Source organism: Klebsiella sp. CN_Kp100 (assembly GCF_040065315.1).
In the GTDB taxonomy this organism is placed as follows: domain Bacteria; phylum Pseudomonadota; class Gammaproteobacteria; order Enterobacterales; family Enterobacteriaceae; genus Klebsiella; species Klebsiella oxytoca.
The window spans coordinates 170074-193728 of the sequence record NZ_JBEAIJ010000004.1; the positions used below are offsets into that span (position 1 = coordinate 170074).

Sequence of the window (23655 nt, forward strand, 5' to 3'; positions counted from 1 at the left end):
ATACATAATGAGAGTTTAACGTTTATGTGTGTTACACGAATTTTCGTTTCTCGCCTAAAATACATTACTACTCTAACAAAGTTAACCATAAGAAATTTTAAGTAGCAATGATGTTTTAATTTCTTTTTACTATTTCTCGAATTAGTAGAAGGAGAAACAGCAAATCAATTGTTAATAAAATGTCTTCCACTCAAGATGATTGCCGCCTCAACCTCATTACATCCCGTCTCCTTCATAATCCGCATCCGCTCGGCCTTCTCGTGCTTCTCGGTCATAGCCAGCGCCAGATAGAGCGCTGGCGGCACCACACGAAACAGTGCCTCAACGCGCGGCGAGAGCACCACGCCCTCGGTATATTGCCCCGGCGATTTCACCGCCGAGCGCAGTAGTTGCCGCTGTTCCTCGGTCAGCGCCTTAAACCGGCACACCTGATCGATCTCCTCCGGCGGCATCACCAGCAGTTCCCACCATTCGATCATGTTGAGCAGCTTCTTCGCCTCATCGGGAAAATCCGCCAGGTTCTGGGTCGCCAGCCACAGCCAGATGCCGAGCTTGCGCCACATCTTTGAGCCCTTCGTGAGGAACCGCGCCAGCAGCGGGTTAACAGTAATGATATGCGCCTCATCGGTGATGTTAACAATGGGCCGCGCCAGATGCTGGTCGCGTTCGCCGAGGTTATTGATATGGTTAATCAGCGAGATATAGCTGATGGCAAGCTGCGCTTCATAACCTTCGCGGGCGAAGGTGGCGAGATCCACCAGGGTGATATCGGCCTCCGGCCATATCTGCCCCTCGCGATTAAACAGCTCGCCTTCAAACCCAGCGCAAAACAGGTTGATGGATTCCGCCATCTCATACGCCCGCTGGCGGCGGGCTTCCGGCAGGCTGGCATCACGGGAAAGAGCAAACAGTGCGTCGCGAATGTCCTGGGTCAGCGTCTGGCGCTTTTCCTCGTAGCAGGTGTGGGCGGCAGCGATAATCGCTTGGCGGATCATCGCCCGGTCCGGGCGGGTGAGACGGGCATCTTCTTTCGCCTCACCCCCGGTTATCATCAGCCGGGCGGTGATTTCCATTTCACCGAGTACGTCACGCTCGTCATCGCCGTCGCTTTCTTCGTCTTCCGGCGGTTCAGCGTCGGTAACCGCCTGTTCCACCAGTCGCCACGCGTCGGCGAACAGGGGCAGGGTGACGCCGGAACCGGGGCGCAGGCTGATTTTATTCACCGTCAGTCCGTGGGCGGTGGCGTAGTCGGTCATCAGGCCGAACGAGTTCCCGGCTTCGATGATAAACAGGCGCGGACGGTGCAGCGCCATCAGTTGCGCGATTTTGGCGTTTAGCGTAGCGGATTTGCCCGCTCCGGTTGGGCCGAGCAGCAGCAGGTGACCGTTCTGGGCACGATCCAGCTTATTCAGCGGATCGAAGCACAGCGGCGCGCCGCCGCGATTGAAGTAACAAATTCCCGGATGACCTGTGCCGGTTTCCCGCCCGTACACCGGCAGCAGCCCCGCGAGATGCTGGACGAAGTTGAGCCGGGTATACAGCCCGCGCGGATCGCGCAGGGGATCGAAGCACATCGGCAGCCAGCGCAGCCAGTGGCTGAGCGGGGCGACTTCGTGCTGTTCCTGAATCGGAACCAGTCCGGCGTTCAGCAACAGGCTGTGCAACTGACGCTGCTGGCGAAACAGGGTATCGGTGTCGGGCGCATGCAGGTAAAACGCCAGCGTGCTGCGGTAAAGTTTATGTCCGTCCTTAAGGTAGCTGCGTACCTCGTGACAGTCGCGGCGGGTGTATTCGGAATCGGTATTGTCGCCAATCGCCCGTTCGGAAAGGTGGCTGATGTGCTGCTCCAGCTTGTCCTGCGGATATATCACCACCGTCAAATTCATGATGGTGCCTGCTGGCAGCAGATCGTACAGGGCGTTGATGCCGTCGCCGCGCGTGGTCTCTCCGGTCAGCAGACCGGGCGGCGGCGCTTTACGCAGGCGGTCGACGACCACCACCTTATGCGGGCGGTTATCCAGCCACCAGACGCCGTTCGCTGCGTCCGAACGCGGTTCGCTTGTCAGCAGGCGTTCGGCGAAATCGGTGATAACGGGCAGGGCTTCTGCTTCCGGTAAATCCAGTTGTCGCCAGAAGGCTTTTTTATCTTCATCGGGTGGCGCAGGATTAAACCAGCGCACCAGCCAGCGGTGAATGGCCTGCTCATTCTGACGGACTGCGCTGATGCCCGCCGCTTTTAGCCCGGCGGTGAGACGCTCGCAGATATTATTCAGCGTCTCTTCCGGGGACGGTTCGTCCGGCGAGAAACCAGGAAGCCAGCGGTATATCACCATCCGCGTGCGCCGCCACGTCGCCCGCCAGCGGGTACGGGTCACGGTGTTATCGAGAAACAACCCCTCATCGCGGGTGAGATTCACCATATGGTTTGCCATCTGTGTGAGCCACTCGCGGGTAAAGGCAGAATCGCGAATTTCCGGTGCGGCATAAGCCGCCAGCGTCTCCAGCCATGCCTCGCTGTCGTCCTCATCCTGACAGAAAAACTGTACCACCCACGGGGCGCGCTCATGCTCGTCAAAGGCATCTTGCAAGGCGTCGGTGACGGTATCGCGCATCTGTTCCAGAAACGCCGTCGAACGGCCTTCGGTACCAACGGGATTTAGCTCAAATACGGCACCTACAGAGTGGCCATCCTCCAGCAGCAGCGTCTGCGACTCAGGCAAAAACTCCACCCACGGTAGCCAGTCGACAAACGACGGGCCCTTGCGGTAGCTGGCATTCAGCGCCTGTTCGGTCAGGCCACGCCGTTCACTCATGGCGGCGTCAGGCGTTCGCCCGGCAGCGCATACTGCGGGCGGGTGTAGAAGGGGAAGACGGTGCTGTAGCCGGGCACCGGCGTGTTGCCATTGAGGTGCCGGAAAACGTAGAGAACCATATCCGGGTTGGGCAGGCGCGGAAACTGGCTGCGAATGGTGTTTGCCTCAGGTTGCGCCACTGAACCATCGGGCGGACGGCGCAACTGGGCGCGCGCATCAAGCAGAGCGGCACTGCCGCCGCTTTGCTGCTGCCACAGTGAGAGCATACTGGCGTCGAGGTCGACCGGCATCATTTCCTCCTGCGAGGTGCTGCATCCGGCCAGTAACAACAGAAGTATAAGGATGGTAAATTTCATTCCAGACCTCCCGGCGTGCTGGCCTGCGGGTATTTCACCTGGCGGCCTTCCGGCTCATAGTCGATAGCCAACTGTTCGGTGAGATGCACCGCCACCTTATGGCCCGGCGGCACGTACACGGCGTCGAACATTTGGCCGTAGTGCTGTTTCATCCAGTCGGCGGTCTCCTTCAGTCCGCCGCCGATGGCCTGGCCGAGGACGTACTGACCGTTGTTGCCCGTCACCGCGCTGGTGATGCTGCCGTCCTCCACCACGGTGGTGCTTTCGCCATTGGCGAAGGCCTGCGCCGCCGCGCCGGAACCCGCCAGCAGGAACTGCGAGGTCAGGTACTCTTTCGCGTTGCTCTTACGCTCGCCAGGAATACACGGCAGCCCCTGGTTATCCGAGAGCCAGCCGATCTCCTGCTGGTTGTTGCCGGATTTGCCGCCCTGCGGGACGGTGCGGATGGTACCGTCGTGAAACACAAAGGTCATGGAGGTGATTTGCCCGCGCACGCAGGAGAGCGTCCAGTCGCCGGAGGCGATACCGGAGACCACCGCGCCCGCCACGTCCGGCAGTTCGATGCCGTTGGCGGTGAGGTTGTCCTCGCCAATCAGTAGCTTGAACGGATAGGGATCGCTGACGGTGCCGTTAAGCGGTACGCGGCCAATCAGCGCTGTCATGGCGACCGATCCGGTCAGCGTGGCGTTCTGTGGTAGGGTGTAGACCTTCACGTCAGGTTTTGGCGGCGGTTTGTCAGCCGCCTTCAGAGGGACGCGCAGCAGCTTTTCATCCATAGGCGGGGGCGCATCCAGCGGCTCCAGCCAGCGGATATCCGGCTGCACATCGGCGGGCAGTTCGCCGGGCGTCAACCCTAAGCCCGGCGGGATATCGTCTGGGCGTTTCGCCATCAGACGGTCGAGCTTATCCAGCAATCCCCGCTGGCTTTTCAGTAGTTGATCGTGCATCTGATCCTGCTGCCTGCGCATATCACCGCGCAACTCCGATACCAGCGTCGCCTGCTGGGCTTTGAGGCGCTTCTCGCGCGCCTGCTGGCTTTCATTATCGCTCTGGATTGCCTGAAGCTCCCGGCGGTACTGCTTCATCTGACCGACCAGCGTGGCGACGGTATCGGCAGGCGTGTCGCCGTCGATACCCAGATCGCGTAGTTCCTGCTGCGTTAAGGCCGCTACGCTGCGGGCCGGTATGGTTTCCTGCGTACTTTTTCCTGCCGGGCGCAGCAGCAGCCAGCCAGTGAGAAAAACAATCACCGGCAGCAGGATTTTCAGCAGCAGACTCTGGCGCGGCATCATGGTGTCGGCTCCGGCAGCAGGGCGCGGGAAACCGGGCCTTCCGTCACCAGGTACACCACGGTGGTATCTTCTGCCAGACCACGTGGGCCGAGCCAGTCATGCTGGAAAGCGGCGGCGGTGAACTGCCCCTGAAGCTCGCGCGGATCGAGCGTGATGCGCTGCCCGCTCTGGTTTTGCAGACGGATAGCGGTGACGGTAGTGGCGTTAACCTGCCATGACGCCAACGGGGTGGCGGTGACCGGCTGCTGTGGCAGTAAGGTGGTAATGCGTTTTGCTAGCCGGACGGGGGCAGGCGTGACGCCGGGCAGGGCTTCAACAGTGCGCAGCGGCGCATACAAATTCTGCGCGGCATAGCGCACCAGCAGAACGGGCAGAGGCTCCGTTGATGCTGTTACTGGGATGGGCGTTTTTGCTGTGGCAGACGTCTGTGGCGCATAGCTAATTTGCATTGGTTCAAGTGGCGAAGTGCCCTGGGCGGCCTGAATATCCAGCAGGATCAGCTCACCGCTGGCGGTATCTCGTAGTTGAATGCGGGTGGCAGGAAACGCCGTATTTGCCAGCAGGAAGACCTTGCCGCCCGCGCTTTGCAGACGCACTTTGCCTTCCAGCGTGGCGGGATAGCCAATGCGCACCGCTTTCCCCACGTCGACAATCCGCTCCTGCCCGACATGCAGCGTGACGGGCAGCGGGATGTTTTCCCACTGCACCACTTCCGTGGCGAAGGCCGGGAGGCTGAATAGCAAAGTCAGGAGGACAGTCTTCATGGTTTATCCTCCGCCACCAGACGCTGCGGGGCGGCGTCGGTACAATCGATCGCCAGTCCCCACGGGTTTTTCTCCGCATCAATGGCGTAGCGCACCACCTGTAATGGGTAGCGCACCAGCGCCTTTTTCACCGGTTCGTTCTGGTAATACTCCTCAACCGCCACATCCAGCGTTACCCGCCAGGCGTCCCGGCTTAAGGTCTCGACGCGCGGGACGGGGCGTTTATCGCCGTCATGCACCAGGCTACTGTAGCCGTGGCCGGGCAGTTCATAGACGCCGCGCGTGCGTTCGCGAAGTTCACCACCGTTGCGACGCACCTGAAAATCATGCTCCAGCCGGGTGTGGCAGGCGGGCGTCAGATAGGCGCGCAGCGAGCGCAGGTTGCGGGAATAGTCCTCCTCGCCGTTATCCGGCCAGCGGTTAAGCTGCTGGAAGATATAAAAGGTGAAGGCGTAAACGCTGGTGGGCGGTACTTCCCACCACGGGCGAGTGCTGCCGCTGCGCAGGTCCGGCGGGAACCAAAGGGTGAGCTTTTGCGGGGCGCGGTACCAGCCGTAGCCAACGCCCGCCAGACACAGGCACAGCAGAACAATCACTGCCCGCAGCGTCAGGATATGGTTATCGCGCTCGGCCAGCGCGTGGCGAAAGCGGCTCATCGCGGGCTCCTGCGTACCACCCACACGGTACTGTGCTGAACCAGCTGTACACCTCGAAGATGGTGGCGTTCCAGCCAGGCGAGGATCGCTTGTGGCAGCCAGGTGTCGGGCTTACTGCGTTTCGCGCGGGCCAGGATGCGTCCGCTGCCCTGAATCAGTAATGCCGCGCCCGCCAGTGCCGAACCGGGGATTAATGGCCAGTAGTGGGTTATCAGGGCCAGCAGAATACCGAACGCGCAGCCGACGCCAAGACCGAGAGCCAGCGCCAGAAACAACTCGCTGGTGGTCAGGCCGCGCCAGACCACGGGCTCACGGTTGAGGCGGTCGGGGAGAAAAGGGATGGTCGCCATACTACAGCACGTCCGAAGCCTGGTTGAGCAGCCAGATGATGACCACCAGAAGAATGCTGCCGATGCCCGCCATCGAGCCCAGATCTTTCCACTGCTTACGTCCGCTTTGGATCTCTGAATAGGTAGCAATACAGTTGTTCGCCACCACCAGAAAACCGACGGCGCAGATGGCCAGCGCCAGCAGCACCACGATGTCAAACCCGTAGTTTTGCAGCGTCTCCATAATGCCTTTGCCCTGACCGCGCGACGGATCCTCCATCGTCGGCAGGTCGGAGAGGGCGTTAAATGTGGCGAGCAGCAGTAACAGAAGCCAGCGCATGATGCCTCCTTAGCTCAGTACCAGCCAGAAGCTGACCAGCACCAGTAACAGTGAACGGGCCGCCACCGCGCCAAAGCTCTGCCAGCTCAGGCGCTGGCGGCAGACGCCCTGCCAGGCGACCAGCAGTGTCCAGGCGCACCACAGCAAAAGAACACTGGTAAACAGGCCGAGTACCAGCAGGCTGATGGTCTCAGGTTTGCTCTGGCTGGCGGCCTGGAAGGCGGCGAGTTGGGAGTCAGTCATCGGGATGCTCCCGCTGGTAGCTGGCGCTCAGGGGCTGGACAGCGCGCGGCTGCGCTCTTGCCGGGGCAAGGTAGCGGCGGATGCCCTGTTCAACGGTGGTAATATCCTGCTGCGCCTGTAAGTAGTCGAAGAAATAGCGTGACTGTGGATCGGTGCTGGCGCTGGTTTGGGCGCGCGCCAGCGAGGTTTTTACGCCGTCGAGTTGCTTCAGCGCGAGGGCGAGCTGGGTGGATTCCGGGGAGGCAATTGCCTGCGACCATATGGGCAAAGTCAGTAACAGATATAATGAGCTATTGCGCATGGCAGTATTTTCCGAAGGAGTGTTTCGGGCAGAATAGAAAAGAGGGAGATGAAGGATCAGCAAAGAATTCTTTGTATCTGGTAAATGATTTCAGCAGATGTTGTGGTAGAGTTGGTATTGCAAAAAAGTCAATTTAAGATGGTGGGAAATATTTATCGAAATAAGTATTTACGTTATCCTGATTGGCAGTGCTTTGTATCAAAGTATAATTAAGAGTTGGCAACAAGACAAAAGTAGATATACACATCATATGGCATAAAACGCCAGTTGATAATATTTCGTACATTATGTCGGGATTTTCGCTTAGTCATTCCGGGATTAAAATTATCAGGAAAGGATATCGTAGATGAAGCAACTCCTTAATGTGTTTATTTTTTCAGCTGTGCTAATTCTATCTATCGCATTGCTTGTTTCCAAATTGATTGATGGTTCGGCGTTTGTGGCATTAGTTGTTGCCGGGGGGCTGGGTACTGCTATATATGCGATGTTACCCTCAATCACTGAATTTTCGATAGGAGGTAATTCAGTAAAATTTAAAGAGAAGTTAAATGAAGCGGAAAGGATTACTACTGAGCTCAGAAAGCTTAAAGCTATATCTATAAAAACGACAATGAAGTCACTAAAAATAAATCAAAAAATAAATTTTACCGTATATCAAAATATAATTGAATTTAGAAGCGTTTACCAACTTCTTTCTGACGATAAAGAATTTGAAAGCGATTACAAAATGATGGTAATAGAAACTGCTTTGGCACTCAGGGAGAATGTTTTCGACTTTGTGAATCTGGATATAAAGAATCCGGGGGGGGACAATGTTGATTGGCGTGATAAGTATATAAGAGAATACATTGATGCTAATGAAGACCAGACTGCACTTTCTCTACGGGAGAAAATGAGCATTCGTTTCGCAAAACAATACATATATCTAACTGATTTTATAAATGAGCTATTTAAAGGAGGCTTGCCCGATTTAAAAATTGTAAGCCAGGAAGAAGGTTGGCATATAATTGTGAAAAGAACTACATGGAAGGATATGTGATGGGAGATTTTCGTGATACTTAATGTGCTGCGATATTAATAATGCCTATATTGGTAAGGCGTGGTAATACTGACGAGTCGCGAGGTTTACTATGAGAAAAATGTTTTTAGTAGCGGTGGGCTTGAAAAAGTTAAATATGGCATGTCTACGTAAAATTCATCCCTGCTCTAACCACTCGAACAAAATCATTTTGCGTAGACTTGTGTATTTCATTTTTAATCCCAGCTTTCTACTCTTAAGTTATCAGAATTATTTGCTGGGTCATGGTATGTTTTATATTTAACCTAAACATCTTTTTGATGAGATTAAATAAACTCATTCATCTGAATTTTGTCCAGAGCAATGGCGCTCGCAAAATATTTTCCAGCGTTCTTGAAGATAATTGACGTTTATTCTTTTTCGTGTGGATGCAATAGGCTTTCCTTCATAGTCGACAAGATCCTCATCATCATCCAGTACTGATGGTGCGAAGCGAATATGAAGCGTTTGCGGATCTATTGCAAATTGATGAGCATCAAATAATCTATGAATGTCGATACGCAACCATAGACCATTACTCCAATGGTCTAAACCATCTTTACAATGTTCAACGAGATGAGCAGCTTCGCCGCGTCGCTTACTACGCGCACCAGTAACAACACACTGCCCAAAACAATTATAGCGGACGCTATCGCTGAATGATTTTTGAGCTGGTCGTGATATAGAACCATAAGAAGCTCGTTTTCCTTTACGCTTAATTGGTACATCATCAGCAAGTTCATCATGCGCAGGTCGAGAGTGCTTCAAACGCATTTCCCATCTCTTCCCATCAAGCGCTAATTTTGGTATTTTCCGAGGATCATCATCAGGCCATATGGCACATCCTTTCGCTTTTACAACTTTGCGAAACTGACGGGCATCTTGAGTAGTGCCTGTGCCAGTACTTTTCATCGCATCGTGGGTGCTATTAAATTCCTCATAGTCTACATTTGAGTCAACTGGACGGATGAGCACTTTGTCTTTAATATACTTAGGATGCTTTTCATTATTCAGCGAGTCCATACATATATTCATGGTTTGGTTTTCCACTTGGGTAGAATTATCATCTCGATGAACGGGTGTTTTTTGCTCGGCTTTTTTATTATTATGTTCGCTTTGTTTCCATCGCTTATATTCAGATGATTGTGTGATTGCGGCGATTATGGCCGCATTTGTCTTGTTAAGGGAAGTATATTTATTTATTAACTTGAATACGGCACCACTATTGTTACTTCCTTTTTTTATACCTAGAGCACTGGCGATAATATTTAGTTGTTCATTTTTATTCATATGCTCGTCCTGTATTTGATGAGGTTAAACCTTGGGCTTCTATGGATTCATCATAATTTAAAAATCCTAAATAGGAAAGATATATTCGTCTACCTATAATATTAATATACTCATCTGTTACAGGTTGTACGAAACGTATTTTATTGTAGAAATGGTTTAAAACAGAGTTAAAATTCACATCCTTAGTTAACATTGATGCTGTCAAGTCTAACGGAGTTCAGTTTTTGACTTATGTTTTCATACTGTCTATGCACAAATCTACCTTCCGGATTGGATAAGGCTCTGACAAATAAAAATACTAGCTCAAGTCTAGTTCTCGTGATAGCTCTGTCGTAGTCCTTTCTGACAGAAAAGATCATCGCTTAAGCAAATGGAGAGGATATCAGTGAAGTGGTCCTCTATGGTGGAAAACGAGGTGAGTGACTTATAACCACCGTTTGAAACTCCCTGCCACCATCCATACCGTTATCCCGAACCATAAGGCGGCAGGTAGTAAAATCAGCATTGCGGGCAGAAATAGTGGCTGCGCTAGATAATATACCCACAGCGCTGTGGCGACTGAACTGCCGGACCTGATGGCGTAGCGATGGAGAAAAACGAATTCCAGCCCGGAGCCAAACCGTCTTAAATCCCGCAGCACCAGTCCCTCCGTCAGCCCTATTACCGCACACAGGCAGAGCAGGGGGAGCATGGCGGCAAGCCATACAAGGCGCTGTATAAAACTCACCAGCGTATAGGCCAGGGCGGTGAACGGTTTCTGCAGAAGTTTGTTTACCATAATCCCGTGAGTTGCTCCTTTTTCCTGCAGCACCAGAATTTCATTCCCTAGCAGGTGCGACTGTAAAGCAATAACCAGTTCCACCCGCTCCCGCTTCATCACCTGAAAAACATGTTTGCTCCCCTCCTGCGGCCACCAGAAATACAGCCCCGCCAGTTCCAGCACTACCCGCAGCACCAGCGCTCCAATAACCAGCCCGATAAGCCGTCCGGCCAGCGACAGTAGCCAGCCTATTGGTCCCTGTGGCGGACGTGACGGAGGCGATCGCTGTTCGTTCATTCCATCTGCCCCTGCTGGCGCGCCTGCATCCATTCCGCCAGTTGCGCGACGGACTCCGGTAGTGGGCTGTTCTTATCCGCTACGGGCAGTGGCAGACGAATTTTCCACAACTGCCCGCCTTCGAGCAGGGCAAAGGCCTGCCCTTTAGGAAGCTGGATCAGCGCGGCGGTATCGAGTAGCGGCACATTACTGGTGAGCACCTGTTCGCGGGTATTGCTGGTAAAGCTGTTGATGCCGCCCGGCGTGTCGGTGACGCCGGAGCTGACCTGGCGGCTGCGCACTTCCACCTGTGGCAGTTGCTTTGTCAGTAGTTCAGCAGTGGCGGTTTCGCGCACCCGCAGCATAATCAGGTTGTTGAAGTTACCGACCACCTGGCCTGCCTTGGGCACACTCCCAATGCGGGCCTGAATATCGCTCAGCGTCTGCGTATAGGCAGTGACCTGAATGCCCGCGCCGCCGCCTTTGTTGACCAGCGGAATAAACTCCTCGCCCATCAGTTCGTTAAACTCATCACAGTGCAGGTTAATGGGCAGCGGTTTTTCGCTATTGTCGGGTAGCCCATCATTCAGGCCAAACTTGTAGAGATGCCCGGCGACGCTTACCAGGTCGGCAAACATTGAATTACCGACGGCGGCAGCGACCACCGCATCGGAGAGCGCGTCCAGCCCGACATAGACCACCGCCTTCTGGCGGATCGCCTGCTGCCAGTCGAGGATCGGACGCGTGTCGTCCAGATCGTGGTAATCCGGAGCGAGCAGGGCGGCGAGCGTGCCGGTAGTCAGCTTTTCCAGCAGCGGCAGCAGCGAGGCGACAATCTTGTCGAAGTAAGTTTTGTCATAGCGCACCGCTGAGAGCAGGCCGTCGAGAATCGGATCGTAAAATTTCTCCGCATTGAGGTACTGTTCCAGCGCCACTACGTGAGGATCGCGTCCCAGCATATGGCGCGGCGTGTTTTTGTCGTTAACGCGCTCCGCCAGTTGTGCCACCACTTCCCACGCCCGCGCGTTGTGGCGCGGCAGCACGATGCGGGCATAGTCAATAAACAGGGCGTCGATATTGACGACGTGGCGGGAAATTAACTGATAGTCGGGACGCTGGCCGAGCGCCACCAGAGCGCGGGCGATAATGTTGACAAAGCGCCAGGCGAACTCGCGAAAGGCCGCTGAGTTACCTTCGCCGGAAAGCTGTCCGGTGAGGCGTGACGCCACTTCCGAGATGCGACCAAAGCGCCCGATGGCGTTGTAGCGGGCGGAGATTTTCGGGTATGCCAGATGGAACAGGATAAAGCGGTCGCCGCGCCCGGCACGCTGCGCTTCTGTCCACAGACGTTTCAACAGATCTGCGTCGCCTTTCGGATCAAATACGATCACCACCTCGCCACGGCGGATGTCCTGAGTGGCAAGCAGTTCCGCCAGCCGGGTTTTGCCGACGCGGGTGGTGCCGAGCACCAGCGTGTGGCCGGGGCGTTCACTGAGCGGCAGGGTGACGTCGCACTCTTTTAGTTCCACACCGTGCAACCACGGATTACCGCCGACGGGAGGAAGCGGACGCACCGGGTTCAGCCAGCGATCGGCGCAGAGCAGGCGGGTAAGGCCGGGCAGAGTATGTTCGCCGCGTTTTTCAATGTGTCTTGCCAGACGATGGCACCATCCGGGGCGCAGCCAGCGTCCGGCTTCCGGTTGCAGGCAGTCGTACAGACGCTGGGTGTGGATGGGTAGCCAGCGAAAGCCTTTACCGAGAAACAGCCGCTGGCGGCTGACCGGTATTTTCCGGCTGGTGAGCGCGTAGCGCGGCAGGCGCAGAAGGTTGCGGTGATAGCGCACGATGTGCCATCCATGCCAGCCGCGTCGCAGGGCCAGCAGCATCAGGGCGCAGGCTATCAGGCGGGCTTGCCACGGCGTCAACATAAGCAACGGGGCCTGCGTCAGGCAGATTAATGCGCCACAGCCAGCGCTGACGGTGCTGTAAAACTCCACGGGTGGGCGCAGCAGCGCTTCCAGCGCGTAGCGGCTCATGGCGGGGATTCCTGTTGGAAGTGGCGGCTGACCAGTTTGCGGTAGCGTGCGGCGGGCGCGCCGCCAGCGGGACGATGATAGCGGGCGGCGGCATTGAGCCAGCTTCCGGGACGTTCATCGTAGCGCTGACGCAGCAGGCGGGCGGTGAGCGACAGGTTCTGCAGGGGATGCAGGGCGTCGCAGGGCGAGTCAAAATACGCCCGGTGCCAGCCGATATTGATCTGCCCGAGCCCCACGTCAATGCGCTTCGGGCTGATGCGGCGGATGGCGGCCAGCAGTGCCTGACAGGCCTGTTCCCGGCTGGCGTAGTGGTAGCCGGTCCCGGCGATATTGAGCGTCCACGGCCACGGACGATGTTTGCCGCTCAGGTTCGCCCCGCTTTCGGTCTGTGTGACGGCCCAGAGCAGTTCCGGCGGCACGCGGAAATGCTCTGCGGCGCGCAGGTAAGCTTCTGGCAGCGGCTGCGCCAGCGCCAGACAGGGCAACAGCAGGATCAGGGCAGGACCTCGCGCCATTGCTCCCCCTTACGCTCCAGCGCCACTGGGATTTTGCTCTGCCCCAACAGGAGCCAGCGGCCCGCGTCGTGGTTAAGCGTGATGCTGTGTTCACTCACTAGTTTTGTGTCGATGCCATGCGCCATCGCCCAGCGGCGCACCCGGTTATCATCACCTTCGCTTCCGAGCAGCCAGATATCCAGCGGGCGCTGTTGCGCCAGCAGGGTACGCAGCAGGCTGTCGCAGGGCGGGCAGTCATCTTTAACGAATAGTGAAACGCGGGAAGTGCTGGCGGAGGTGGTTTTCAGCGGCGTTAGTCCCGGATACAGGCGCTGCCAGGCGGCGTCATACGCGCGCTGGAAGGCGAGTTCCTTCTCCAGCCGCTGGTACTCCTGCCTGACCAGCAGTTCGGCGAAGCGCTGACGTTCGTGGTCTGTGTCGGCTTCGACGCCCAGCGTGGTCAGCGGATCGAGCCCCGGCGACCAGACGCCGCGCGCCTGCTGTTTCAGAGTGAGATAGCGCTGCCACTCCTCCGGCGTGACGCCCCAGACGGTGGCCTGCTGTTGCGTGGTCAGCGGCCTGAGAGCAGAGTCCGCATTCTGGCTGGTTTGCACCTGAAGCGGCTGCGCCCACGCGCTGGCGGTGAACAGTAACAGGATAATCAGGCGTTTCATCGCTTACTCCGGCATCTTCAGCGTCAGCTGGCGTTTGCCGTGACGGAACACCGCCCGGCGCTCATCAAACCGCTCCAGTCGCCAGCCTCGCCACTGCTCTCCCCTGCGCAGCCATGCCACCTGATGGAGGTAAACGGCTTCGGGCGGCACGATTACGGCCAGGCGGATATCGCCGCGCTGTACGGTTCCGGCGAGAAAAAACGGGGCCGTTAACGGCCCCAAAGGGCGGAGGGACACGGGATGGCGGTAAGCCTCCGTCGGGGGGAGGGAATGGTCGCTGGTAAAACAGACCTCACGGCGCTTTTCGTCGGTGGTCATCCGCCACGCCTGGCCTGCCAGCAGTTGCAGGGCGGCCTTCAGGCGCAGCGGGCCGGTGTGGTACTGGCTCAGCGGTAACGGGAGGCCATAAAGCTGCGCCCGGCGCGCATCGGCAAGACACAGGCTCCAGCCGCTGTCGCGCAGCAGGTACTGCAGCGCTTCCCCTACCGTCGGATGAAAACCGGGCGGAACGGCCAGGGTGGTAAGCTGTTCGAATGGCGGCTGTTGCGGTGACGTGCTGACCAGCAGATAGCGGTCGTAGCGGACGACTTCTGGCGTGGCAGGGGAGGCGGCGGCCACGCCGTTGAAAATAAACAGGAGCAGAGCTGTCAGCAGTCGTTTCATCGCATCCTCCACAGGGCTTTTACAGGAGCGTGCAGGATGAGAGGGGAAGGGACTACCGACAACTGTTTGCGGCGTCAAAAAATAGCGCCCGGTTACGGGCGCGAAATCAGTTCAGTAAGGGAATCTTTCCCCCATCAGCCCCAGCGTGGCGGCGATGGGGATACCGCGCTCAGAAAAATGAACGCGTAACGTCAATCTGACGGTTTGCTGCTGAGTACTGCCGTTGGTTTTCTGCGACAGCACCGAGCGGTAGTCGATACGAATGATGCGCTGCGGCGGCGTCTGGGCGACAAACGCCACGACTGCCGCCATTTCAACGCCTTTGAGTAAATTCTGCATGGCGTTGTCATCCCGGCCTTCAAGGCATGTTTTGTGGGCCGGTGGGGTAATGGCCAGTTCCATCGGCAGCCTGGCCGCTATCGCCGCGTCATTCAGATTAAACAGCGCGCCCTGGTCAAGGGCTTCTTCACGTGAGCTAAATACGGTATTCATCATGCGTCTCTCCGGTAAAAGGCCAGGGAAACGCCCCGACGGGGAATTTCCCCGGCAGGGTGAATGCTGTGTGTCAGAACTGCGGTACAGGCTCTGCTGGCGGTGCGGCTGGCGCTGGCTGGGATTCCGCTTCGCGCTCTGCCCGGTAAACCTCTTCACCGTCAATTTTGATAAGCCCGATGTGCAGCAGATGGGCTTTCAGACTGACGCCGGTTTCGCCTTTACGGTCGCCTTTGCTGTAGACAAAGGTGTCGGCATACAGATCGCCGAGGCGGAACTGGATCAGCACCTTGCGTCTCTGCTCGCAGGCGTCGATACATCGGTGCACCAGTTTCTGCGCTTCCTTACCGCTGACGCGGCAGTCGAACCAGGTGTGCTCCGCGTTGCTGGCTTCGCCCCGTAGTGCGGCAATGTCGCAGCACAGGAACGGTTCGCCTTTTTTCGGGGTCACTTCCCGGATCCGGTTGAGGTAGCCCAGACCGCTGGTGTACAGGTTGAAGTAATGGGTATCGTTCATGGTGGTATCTCCGTGTTGAAGATGCGGAGGCCCCATGCGCGGGAACGCCCCGCTTCGGGTTTGGCTCATTGGCTGTAAGGCGTCTGAGCTACTGGCAGTACGGGCATTCCGCGCTGTGCGCCTCCGCGTTTCAGGAATGCATGGCGGATTTTGGGTAATGCTGTTTACTGTGAAGGGACGGGGTAAAAAAATCTTCGGGATAATGTTTACTGCGCGGCGAAAATATTAGTAGCCGAGGCATAGGTTTACTTTTGGATCAGGAGTTGCCCGATAAGGGCGCTGATGCTTTGCTGTTGCTGCGCCAGAAACGCCTCCAGCCCCATTTTCCCCGTCGCGATGTCATCCAGCATCTGCTCCCATAGCGCAGTGGTACCCGGATCTTTCAGCGCTTCCGGCAGGGCGTCAATCAGCGTGCTGGCAGTATCCGTTGCCAGCAGAAAGCGACGTTGCTTAATCAAATAACCGCGCTTAAGCAGCGTCTGGATGATCCCGGCGCGTGTGGCCTCGGTGCCGATGCCTGCGTTCTCTTTCAGCCGCTGCTTCAGGCGCTCATCGCTGACAAAGCGGGCGGCATTTTTCATGGCGGCAACCAGCGTCCCTTCGGTGTAGTGCTCCGCTGGCTGGGTCTGGCGGGCGCGAACGTCCACCTGTTCTACCTGGCAGGTCTGTCCCTGTTGCAGAGCGGGAAGCGCCTGCGTTTCTTCCGGTGAATGCGTTGCTATCTCGCGCAAAAATAGCTGCCGCCAGCCGCTGACAATCACTACTAAGCCACGGGCAGCCAGCGTTTCCCCGGCGCAGTTCAGACGCAGCTCCGTTTTATCCACCTCATTGTCCGGCAGAAACTGCGCCAGAAAATGGCTGCGTACCAGACCGTATACCTTGCGCTCACTGTCGTTCATCTGCGTCAAATCCACCGTTTTACGGGTCGGGATAATGCCGTGGTGGGCAGTGATTTTACTGTCGTCCCACAGTCGGGAGCGCTGATGTAGATTAAGCTGCGTGGCGAGGGGCTGGAGTGAGGCGTCGCTGGCAACCAGCGCGGCCAGCACCTGCGGCGCTTCTGCGTGCATCGAGAGTGGCAAATAGCCGCAGTCGGTGCGCGGATAGGTAGTGGCTTTATGGGTTTCATACAGGCGCTGGGCGATATCCAGCACCTCCTGCGCGCCCATGCCCCACTGTTTCGAGCAGGTCTGTTGCAGGGCGCTAAGGGTGAAGGCCAGCGGTGGCGGCGTTTTCTCCCGGCGGACGATCACATCCAGCACCAGCGCGGTTCCGGCCTGTTGCAGGCGTGCAGTGGCTTCGCGGGCGGCGGATTCACGGGTACAGCGCCCTTCGTCGTCGCAGTACGCACTATCCGGCTGCCACTGCGCCAGAAAGGAACAACCCTCCACATGTAAGCGGACGTCCACGCGCCACCAGGGGCGGGGCGTGAAGCGGGCTATCTCCCGGTCGCGCTCCACCACCAGACGCAGGGTTGGCGTCTGCACCCGGCCCACGGAGAGTACACCATTGTGCCGCCGGTTCATCAGCGTGCAGGCGCGGGTCATGTTGATACCGACCAGCCAGTCGGCTCGGGCACGCGCCAGTCCGGCCTGATACAGTGGAAAGGTGCTGTCGCCGGGACGCAGAGTGGCGAGCGCCTTGTGGATACTGGCCTCATCCAGCGCCGACAGCCACAGCCGCTGGACCGGACCGCGCCAGCGGCATTGTTCCAGAATTTCGCGGGCGATGGTTTCGCCTTCGCGATCGGCGTCGGTGGCAATCACCACTGCATCCGCCTGTTTCAGCAGCTTCTCAATGATACGGAACTGCCTGCGTACCTCCGGGCGGATCACCAGCCGCCATGTCGGGGGAATAAACGGCAGATGCTTTGCCCGCCAGTGTTTCAGCGCCGGATCGTAATCCTCCGGCGCAGCCATGCTCAGCAGATGGCCGAAGCACCAAGTGATGGTCACGGTGGTGTTATGCAGGTAGCCGTCGCTGCGGTTACGGGCGTCAAGCACGCGGGCGATATCGCGCGCCTGAGAGGGTTTTTCGCACAGGTAAAGTTGCATGGGCTGTCTCCGGTGAAAGGGAGTTCAGCATGGTGTGCCGGAGGGATAAGGCGACAGGGGAAACTGGTCGGAGAAGGTAAAAATTGCACCTTAAAACGTGCATTAAGCGCATAGTGCCTGTTTTAAGGTGCATGAGGTAAGTTTAAAATAATCGCTAAAGTGACACCCAGGGTTTAACTTTGCACAAAATTTTAAACCAGCGTGGTTAATGGCTGTATCCGCCGCAGCATAAACATCACCACTGAAAGCTGCGTATTCAGCACCTGTCGCCGCCATTCGAGCGCCATCAGCGCATCGCGCAGTTCATCGCTTACGTCAGGCTGTTGAATGGCCTCCTGCAACGCCACGCTCCCCGAACGGTTGTTGTCCAGATTACGCCAGCGCAGATAGCTGACGCCGGAGCGCGCCGGGTTGCTGCACAGGATCAGTGGTACGTTACGCCCCGGCAATTCATACACCGCCTGTTTCAGCACTGGCTGATGTTGTTGTAGTTGCGCGCGCAACGCCTGTAATTCCTGCACCAGCGCTCGCAGCTCTCCCTTACCCTTAAAGGCCTTTAAAAGGCCCTTTAGCGAGCTTTTGCGGGCGGAGCGTTCATCATCATCGTCATTGAACATCGCGCTGTATCTCCGCAAGCATCTTTTTGGGCAAATTCCCGAGCTTATGCGCCATCGACTGCGCCAGCGGACTGTTCGCCCTCACGTCGGCGCGGGTCACGCCAGTGGTGCGAAAGCGGTTCACGAAGCTGAACACCTGGAGCATTAGCCGTGGGATAGTGGCAATGAAATCGCGCTTCTCCGCCTGGGTGATAAGGCCGAGGTGCCAGGCAAGCAGGGTGCGGCGGACCAGCAGATCGTAATCAAGCAACTGTTGCAGCAGGCGCGAACCGGGCGGTGAGAACAGCGCCAGCGGCAGGATGAATTCGGTCGGGGACGGGTTACTGACCTGCGTGGTGTGGATAGCGCCCGGCAGGCTGGCGAAGGCCTGGTCCAGCCGACGATTTTTTTGCTTCAGCAGGTGCGCGATCAGGTTCAGGCGGATGCGCAGTTGCTTCAGCCAGTGGGCGGCCCACGGATCGTCAGCCTCTTCGGCGCGCAGCAGACGCCTGAGTAACGCCAGACAGAGCAGCATTCCGGTGGGATGCGCCTGCCACAGCCGGGCGGCGACGCGGGTGTGCAGGGTGATGCGGATATCGCTGAACAGGGTTGTGCCAGGCATCGGAAATTCTCCATGGATTCAGATGCCCGCAGTGTCGGTCCGCGCAATGAGTCAGGCGACGGGAAACCCATCTGGTCCGCAGAAAGTTAATTTCGCCGATGAATGAGGTTTGATTGATAGCTGGTACACCGGCTTTATGCGGTGCGCATAAAATCGGGGCTATCTGCGCCTGCGCCGAAGCTGATTGAACTCGCCCCGTCTGGCCTTCTCCAGCGTTGCCAGCAGATAGGCGAGGGGGCGATGGATATCGTGGGCGGCGATCCGCCACAGGCAGTCGTCCAGCACCTGTTGGCTGAGAGCAGGATCCAGATTGTGCATCGCGCGTTCGGCGGCGCGGCGTTCGCTGGCGCTGAAGGGATTATCCACAGGCCAGTGCAGCAGTTGCGTACGCTTTTGATGTTTATTGTTTAAATCTGTACCAGTATGTACGCAATGCGGCTCCGGCTGCCCGCCAGCCCCCGCCACATCACTGAGTCTTAATTGAAGACTCGGGCATTTTTTACTGAGTCCTCGATTAAGACCAGGGGCGGTCTTCAATGGAGACTCAGTGCAGGTTCGTCCACTGTCCACAGGTTGTTGCAGGGTGAGCAGCAGCCCGATGGCGATGTTGCGGATACGCCGGTTGCGGTGGTGGGAGCAGGCGGTGAGCAGCACCAGATATTCGCTGTCCATCCGACAGGCATCGGCATGAGTCAGTGGTGCATCATGCAGGGCGTAGAGGTTACCGGTGATCCTGCCGCTTTGCTCGTCTCGCAACCGCTGGCACAGGCTCAGCCAACGGGTGATCCGCAGCATCATCAGCGCGTTGCTGACGGTACTACGCGAGGCCTTCTCGCCTTCAGGCTGGTCAGAGAGCCAGCCCTGCAGTTCGTTGTAGGAGGGAAAGACGCCGCTGCCGTCGTCGCGGGCGTGCAGGCGCAGCAGTTGCCACGTGAACTTGTCGCGCGGGGAGAGGTTGCGCGCCAGCAGCAGGCGCTTCGGCACGCTCTGCTGCGGGTTGCCGAGAAACAGCAGCCGATCGTCACTCTTCATGCAGCAGCTTCTCCTGAGTCCACTGGCGCAGCAGGTTCCAGATAACCGTCAGCGACAGATCGTGTTCGTGGGCTATCGCCATCATGGCGGTCAGCGCTTCGGGTGAGTCGAGCTTTTTCACGCCCGTTTTCTGCCACTCGTTCCACACCAGCGTCTCTACCTGCTCATCCGGAGCATTGTTGCGCCCTTGCCGGACAAACAGGCCAATCAGCCGCCGCCGGGCGCAGACTTCCGGCGTAGAAAGGCCAAAATAGTGGTTGATGAATTCAATGGACGCGCCGAGCGACAGCGCTTCCTCCAGACGCTGCTGAAACAGCCGCTCCTGCTTCATCCTCGCCAGCATCCGGCCAAGCATTTCGTGGTCAATGTGGGTGGTGATGAACTGCACCGCGCTGTTGCTGAGAAACAGGATGTCATCGGCGGTGAGCCGCGTCAGCTCACACAGCTCCTGCGGGCTGAAGCCGAGCGATTCGCAGTAGCGGATCTGTCCCTCCTTCAGCGCCTGGACGATGTGGGTGAGCACCGCCTGGTTAACTGAGGGCGTCATGGCGAACCTCCCGCAGCCGTCGCTGGCGGCACAGGCTGATAAGCTGCATCAGTTGCTGGATCTGAGCGTTGTCGTAGTCCGGCGACAACAACAATTCGAGGGCAGGCATCGGCGTGCTGGTGTCGCCATTCAGGGCGGCCAGCACCTGATAGCAGCGCTGCGCCGCCGGATGGGGAAAATTGTGGCAGGGCACGAGGGTGAAACCGGCCGGAGCGCTGTCGTCCGGCTGGATACAGGTATCCAGTCCCCAGTTGGCAAACAGCGACCGTGCCGTATGCACCAGCGGTGAGGGCCTTGGCTCATCGGGCGCGGCGGGTTCAGTCGGTGGCTCAGGCTCTGGTAGTGGTGCTTTTTCCACTTCCGGCGGTGGCGGCCAGAGGACCTTTTCGACCGGGGGCCCCAGCAGCGCCTGCCGCTTGCTCTGGCCATCGGTCAGTTCCGCCAGCAACTTATTCCAGCTCATGCCGCTGCGACAGCTCATCTCTCCGAGCAGTTCGTCCTGCACTAGTTGTGGTACCACGCCTTCCGGCTCGCCGTTGAAGGTGGCGAGGGCGGTGCTGAACAGGTCGGCAAATTCGGGCTGGCGTTCCAGCGGCATCAGCTTTGCCCAGACCTGTTCCGCTGCGCTGCGTAGCGCCAGCAGGCGATCGATAATCTTACGGGTAAGACCACCATACAGCGCGTTAGGGAGGCAGGGCAGCAACCAGTCGACGGTCTGTAACATCCGGCTGATTTGCGACTGGCTGACGGGATAGCCGTCGCGGGTGAGTTGCTCCGCCAGCGCCAGTTGCGTCGGGCATTCAATACCTGCCTCGTGGTAAAGATCGCGTAGATGCAGAATGCCTTCCGCCCGTTCGATAAACATCAATCCGTTATGCAGGTCGCTTTCGGCCAGATGGCCGATCAGGCACTGTACTTCGCCCTGCTGCGGTGACAGCGTTTCCGGCCATGGTCTGAACGGCCAGCAGACGCGGTGGTAACGCTCATCCTGTGTCTCCTGCCACAGTTCATTGAGGATGGCGAGGCGCGTATTCCCGCCGCTGGCGAGCATATATTTTTCATCACCGGGGCGGCGGGTCAACACCGGTGGGTTATCCAGCCCACGGGCAAGAATTGACGCTTTCAGTACGTCATAGCCGGGGTTGCGGGTGACGCGGGGATTGAGGGAGAACGGCTGGATTTGCTCCAGACTGACCTGGACCATCTCCTGTTCTCCGGTAGTGCTGGCACCGTGAAGCCAGCGGTTGAGCAGGTGTGAAGCGCACATAATCTTCCTCCGGCATTCAGACATCGCGGGTAAGCCGGATGCGCTGGTGGATCCACGCGTCCACCTCGCTTTCCAGCCAGGCGACGTGGCGGCTGTTGAGTCGGATGGACGGCGGAAACTGTTGCAGCTGGATTTGCCGATAAATCCACGATTTACCGAAGCCGATTTTGTCTTCCACCTGGCGTAAGCGTAAAAATCTGTCGCTATTCATAACCATTCCTCCTGTGTCCAGAGTCGTTCACATCAGCACGATGGGCGTGGTTATCAAAGCAGCAGCGTCCCTGCCAGGCAGTAAAAATCCTTATCTGGGTTAGTGAGAGTTGTTAGTTGAAATGATTACTTGATCGCGTTATGGCGGTGCGCCACGCTGGAGTGCGGTTTTCAATGTTTCACCGCTCAGCGGCAGGTGCATACCTTCCTCGCGCGCCCAGCATTCGAAAATGTTCAGTAGTTTGTAGGGATGCTCCAGCATTTCATCGTCCAGTTGTGGGTTGTGCTTGCAGGCCAGCCACAGCAAACGGGAAAGCGCGGAGCTTATCCGCTCCTTTGATTCCGGCTGATGACGAGCCAGAAAATCTTCGAGATGATCGCGGCGGATCACAAGCGATGCATCAGGGGGCAATGTGTCCTCTAAGTAGCAAACTGAAAGGGTGAGTCGGGATTTAAGGTTATCGCGTCCATTGCCATACAACTGACCGACCAACAGGTGCAGTTCTTCCTGGAGGCTGTTCTGCGTGGCGAGGAGTTCGATTAATAGCTCCCTCAGTGATTTGCGGCGACAGAGTTGGTAGTAGCTGCCATTTTCATCACATACCACGAAGCCTATCTGGTTGCAGCAATGGGTGTCTTTCGGACAAGGGCGGTTCAACGCCTGTGCCAGCCGCTGATGGAGCAGAAGGCGTTCAAGCCCGATTAGCGGCAAATTCCACAGATGGCTGGTGGTCAGTTGCAGCGTCGGGTCGCGTCTGCATGGCGGCGAGTTCGCCATCACTTTGCGGTTGCCGGGTTTGTTGCACTGCGAAGGTGGAAAAGGAGGCTTGCTGAACCGGCAGGCAAAGCGGCAAGGGGGATTGAGTGGTCTCAGAAGTACGGGTGAAGGAAAGTAGACCGAGAGTGGCAGATCGCCATGCAGGGCATGGCGGATCAGATCGGCAGGCAGCAATGTGATGTTGTGCTGCCGGATGACTTCTGCGGCCTCATCCAGCGTCAGCCACTCCTGGCGGATTTTGTGTGGGGGCATGGGGCGTTCCTTTTTGTGTTGTGGGTTGCGTGTAGTGCTTGTTGATGGTGAAAACCGGTGTGAGATGTTTTTGCTAAAACAACTAACCTGATCAGTTTAGTTAACGATCTTTTCAGACATAATCTGGTGATGAATTACGCTGGAAAAACAGGATGTAACATTGAATAGCTCGGAAGACGATTTGCTTGAAGTGGCGTGGTATTTGTCGAAGTACGGTAAATCTCAACCACCCGTAGGACTGGGTGTTCAGAAATGGAAAGAGGCTTTTGCCTTGTTTTATCCTCGCTTTGGAGCGGGTAAAACCGCAAGCGAGTTTCACAATAGTCTGAAAAATAGTCGTGACCGTTTTGATTCCTGGCTTAGTGATGTGCGTGTCGGCTGGCGTGACGAGCAGGGCGCTCCTGCTGCGCTTTCTCATTCAGCGCAGCGTGTTCATCAGCGATTGAGTGTGCTTTCTGATAGCGCAATTAAGCAGCACGTTCTTTCGTTAATATCGTCTGATGGAGATGAACAGGCGCAACGTGATTGTCTGGCTATTCAGCAGGATAAAAGTATTGAAGATACTGTACGCGAGCAGTTGATTGCGGCGCGGCTGGGGCAGGGGACCTTTCGAAAAAATTGTCTCATGCTGTACCCGGCATGCCCTGTAACGGGAACGACGTTTGCGCCATTACTCCGTGCCAGCCATATAAAACCGTGGGCTGCCTGCGAGAATGGGAATGAACGTCTTGATCCTTATAATGGAATTATACTGGCTGCGCATATTGATATTTTATTCGATCAGGGGTGGATTTCGTTTGAGAACGATGGGTGTTTATTAATTAGTGCTGAATTGGATATTAGCGTTAAAGAGCAGTGTTTGTTACCGGAGAAAATAAAGGCGTTTTCTGTTGAGTCCCATTGTTATTTGGAATGGCATCGGGAGAATTTATTGAGATAGTTAA

At 57.0% G+C, this 23655-nt stretch carries 27 protein-coding genes; 2 read left to right on the plus strand and 25 right to left on the minus strand.

What is annotated here, in order from left to right:
• Positions 1-164: 164 nt before the first annotated feature.
• Genes ABLV12_RS04815 through ABLV12_RS04855 form a run of 9 tightly spaced genes read right to left on the minus strand, consistent with a single transcriptional unit; the run spans position 165 to position 7094 of the window.
• Complete coding sequence (locus ABLV12_RS04815) at positions 165-2813, minus strand: conjugative transfer ATPase (protein WP_348866835.1); 2649 nt, start codon at positions 2811-2813, stop codon at positions 165-167.
• Positions 2810-3169 (minus strand): TIGR03751 family conjugal transfer lipoprotein, encoded by a 360-nt coding sequence (locus tag ABLV12_RS04820; protein ID WP_348866837.1) that lies wholly within the window; start codon positions 3167-3169, stop codon positions 2810-2812. The genes ABLV12_RS04815 and ABLV12_RS04820 overlap by 4 nt, the downstream gene beginning before the upstream one ends.
• A complete protein-coding gene (locus tag ABLV12_RS04825; RefSeq protein WP_348866838.1) occupies positions 3166-4461 on the minus strand; it encodes a TIGR03752 family integrating conjugative element protein in 1296 nt (431 codons plus the stop codon). Before ABLV12_RS04825 ends, ABLV12_RS04820 begins: the two co-directional genes overlap by 4 nt.
• Positions 4458-5225, minus strand: coding sequence for a TIGR03749 family integrating conjugative element protein (locus ABLV12_RS04830; protein WP_348866839.1), 768 nt, complete (start codon positions 5223-5225; stop codon positions 4458-4460). The genes ABLV12_RS04825 and ABLV12_RS04830 overlap by 4 nt, the downstream gene beginning before the upstream one ends.
• Entirely contained in the window at positions 5222-5881 is a 660-nt protein-coding gene (locus ABLV12_RS04835; protein WP_348866840.1) for a PFL_4703 family integrating conjugative element protein, read from the minus strand. The genes ABLV12_RS04830 and ABLV12_RS04835 overlap by 4 nt, the downstream gene beginning before the upstream one ends.
• Positions 5878-6231: a TIGR03750 family conjugal transfer protein gene (locus tag ABLV12_RS04840; RefSeq protein WP_348866841.1), complete on the minus strand. Its 354-nt coding sequence runs from the start codon at positions 6229-6231 to the stop codon at positions 5878-5880. Before ABLV12_RS04840 ends, ABLV12_RS04835 begins: the two co-directional genes overlap by 4 nt.
• 1 nt (position 6232) lies before the next feature.
• Positions 6233-6550: a TIGR03745 family integrating conjugative element membrane protein gene (locus ABLV12_RS04845; RefSeq protein ID WP_348866842.1), complete on the minus strand. Its 318-nt coding sequence runs from the start codon at positions 6548-6550 to the stop codon at positions 6233-6235.
• A gap of 9 nt (positions 6551-6559) precedes the next feature.
• A complete protein-coding gene (locus ABLV12_RS04850; RefSeq protein ID WP_348866843.1) occupies positions 6560-6793 on the minus strand; it encodes a TIGR03758 family integrating conjugative element protein in 234 nt (77 codons plus the stop codon).
• Positions 6786-7094: an RAQPRD family integrative conjugative element protein gene (locus ABLV12_RS04855; protein ID WP_348866844.1), complete on the minus strand. Its 309-nt coding sequence runs from the start codon at positions 7092-7094 to the stop codon at positions 6786-6788. The genes ABLV12_RS04850 and ABLV12_RS04855 overlap by 8 nt, the downstream gene beginning before the upstream one ends.
• 346 nt (positions 7095-7440) lie before the next feature.
• Between ABLV12_RS04855 and ABLV12_RS04860 the strand changes: the two genes are divergently transcribed.
• Positions 7441-8133 (plus strand): hypothetical protein, encoded by a 693-nt coding sequence (locus ABLV12_RS04860; RefSeq protein WP_348866845.1) that lies wholly within the window; start codon positions 7441-7443, stop codon positions 8131-8133.
• A 315-nt stretch (positions 8134-8448) separates the two neighbouring features.
• On the opposite strand, the gene ABLV12_RS04865 is transcribed toward ABLV12_RS04860, so the two are convergent.
• The 16 genes from ABLV12_RS04865 to ABLV12_RS04940 form a co-directional block, all read right to left on the minus strand.
• Positions 8449-9441, minus strand: a complete 993-nt coding sequence (locus tag ABLV12_RS04865) for an HNH endonuclease signature motif containing protein (RefSeq protein ID WP_348866846.1) — start codon at positions 9439-9441, stop codon at positions 8449-8451.
• Positions 9442-9865: 424 nt separating this feature from the next.
• Positions 9866-10498 carry a DUF4400 domain-containing protein gene (locus tag ABLV12_RS04870; protein ID WP_348866847.1) on the minus strand — a complete coding sequence of 211 codons (633 nt, stop codon included), beginning with the start codon at positions 10496-10498 and terminating at the stop codon, positions 9866-9868.
• Complete coding sequence (gene traD / locus ABLV12_RS04875) at positions 10495-12513, minus strand: type IV conjugative transfer system coupling protein TraD (protein WP_348866848.1); 2019 nt, start codon at positions 12511-12513, stop codon at positions 10495-10497. Before traD ends, ABLV12_RS04870 begins: the two co-directional genes overlap by 4 nt.
• Positions 12510-13028: a transglycosylase SLT domain-containing protein gene (locus tag ABLV12_RS04880; protein WP_348866849.1), complete on the minus strand. Its 519-nt coding sequence runs from the start codon at positions 13026-13028 to the stop codon at positions 12510-12512. Before ABLV12_RS04880 ends, traD begins: the two co-directional genes overlap by 4 nt.
• A complete protein-coding gene (locus ABLV12_RS04885; RefSeq protein ID WP_348866850.1) occupies positions 13007-13681 on the minus strand; it encodes a TIGR03759 family integrating conjugative element protein in 675 nt (224 codons plus the stop codon). The genes ABLV12_RS04880 and ABLV12_RS04885 overlap by 22 nt, the downstream gene beginning before the upstream one ends.
• Before the next feature lie 3 nt (positions 13682-13684).
• The gene (locus ABLV12_RS04890) at positions 13685-14344 is read right to left on the minus strand and encodes a pilus assembly protein PilL (RefSeq protein WP_348866851.1); all 660 of its coding nucleotides are present in this window, start codon (positions 14342-14344) and stop codon (positions 13685-13687) included.
• A 111-nt stretch (positions 14345-14455) separates the two neighbouring features.
• Complete coding sequence (locus ABLV12_RS04895; RefSeq protein WP_348866852.1) at positions 14456-14839, minus strand: hypothetical protein; 384 nt, start codon at positions 14837-14839, stop codon at positions 14456-14458.
• A gap of 70 nt (positions 14840-14909) precedes the next feature.
• Complete coding sequence (locus ABLV12_RS04900; protein ID WP_267445790.1) at positions 14910-15353, minus strand: STY4534 family ICE replication protein; 444 nt, start codon at positions 15351-15353, stop codon at positions 14910-14912.
• A gap of 245 nt (positions 15354-15598) precedes the next feature.
• Positions 15599-17407, minus strand: a complete 1809-nt coding sequence (locus tag ABLV12_RS04905) for a DNA topoisomerase III (RefSeq protein ID WP_348866854.1) — start codon at positions 17405-17407, stop codon at positions 15599-15601.
• A 191-nt stretch (positions 17408-17598) separates the two neighbouring features.
• Entirely contained in the window at positions 17599-18024 is a 426-nt protein-coding gene (locus ABLV12_RS04910; RefSeq protein ID WP_348866855.1) for a DUF3158 family protein, read from the minus strand.
• Positions 18014-18625, minus strand: coding sequence for a PFL_4669 family integrating conjugative element protein (locus tag ABLV12_RS04915; RefSeq protein WP_348866856.1), 612 nt, complete (start codon positions 18623-18625; stop codon positions 18014-18016). Before ABLV12_RS04915 ends, ABLV12_RS04910 begins: the two co-directional genes overlap by 11 nt.
• Before the next feature lie 159 nt (positions 18626-18784).
• Positions 18785-19657, minus strand: coding sequence for an STY4528 family pathogenicity island replication protein (locus ABLV12_RS04920; RefSeq protein ID WP_348866857.1), 873 nt, complete (start codon positions 19655-19657; stop codon positions 18785-18787).
• Positions 19647-20204, minus strand: coding sequence for a DUF2857 domain-containing protein (locus ABLV12_RS04925; RefSeq protein WP_348866858.1), 558 nt, complete (start codon positions 20202-20204; stop codon positions 19647-19649). The genes ABLV12_RS04920 and ABLV12_RS04925 overlap by 11 nt, the downstream gene beginning before the upstream one ends.
• The gene (locus ABLV12_RS04930) at positions 20188-21471 is read right to left on the minus strand and encodes a ParB family protein (protein ID WP_348866859.1); all 1284 of its coding nucleotides are present in this window, start codon (positions 21469-21471) and stop codon (positions 20188-20190) included. The genes ABLV12_RS04925 and ABLV12_RS04930 overlap by 17 nt, the downstream gene beginning before the upstream one ends.
• A 16-nt stretch (positions 21472-21487) precedes the next feature.
• On the minus strand, positions 21488-21682 hold the full coding sequence (locus ABLV12_RS04935) for an AlpA family transcriptional regulator (protein WP_001561320.1): 195 nt from the start codon (positions 21680-21682) through the stop codon (positions 21488-21490).
• Positions 21683-21820: 138 nt separating this feature from the next.
• Positions 21821-22711, minus strand: a complete 891-nt coding sequence (locus ABLV12_RS04940; protein ID WP_348866860.1) for a hypothetical protein — start codon at positions 22709-22711, stop codon at positions 21821-21823.
• 160 nt (positions 22712-22871) lie between these two features.
• Here ABLV12_RS04940 and ABLV12_RS04945 point away from each other — a divergent pair, with 160 nt between their 5' ends.
• Positions 22872-23651, plus strand: a complete 780-nt coding sequence (locus ABLV12_RS04945) for an HNH endonuclease (protein WP_348866861.1) — start codon at positions 22872-22874, stop codon at positions 23649-23651.
• Positions 23652-23655: the final 4 nt, after the last annotated feature.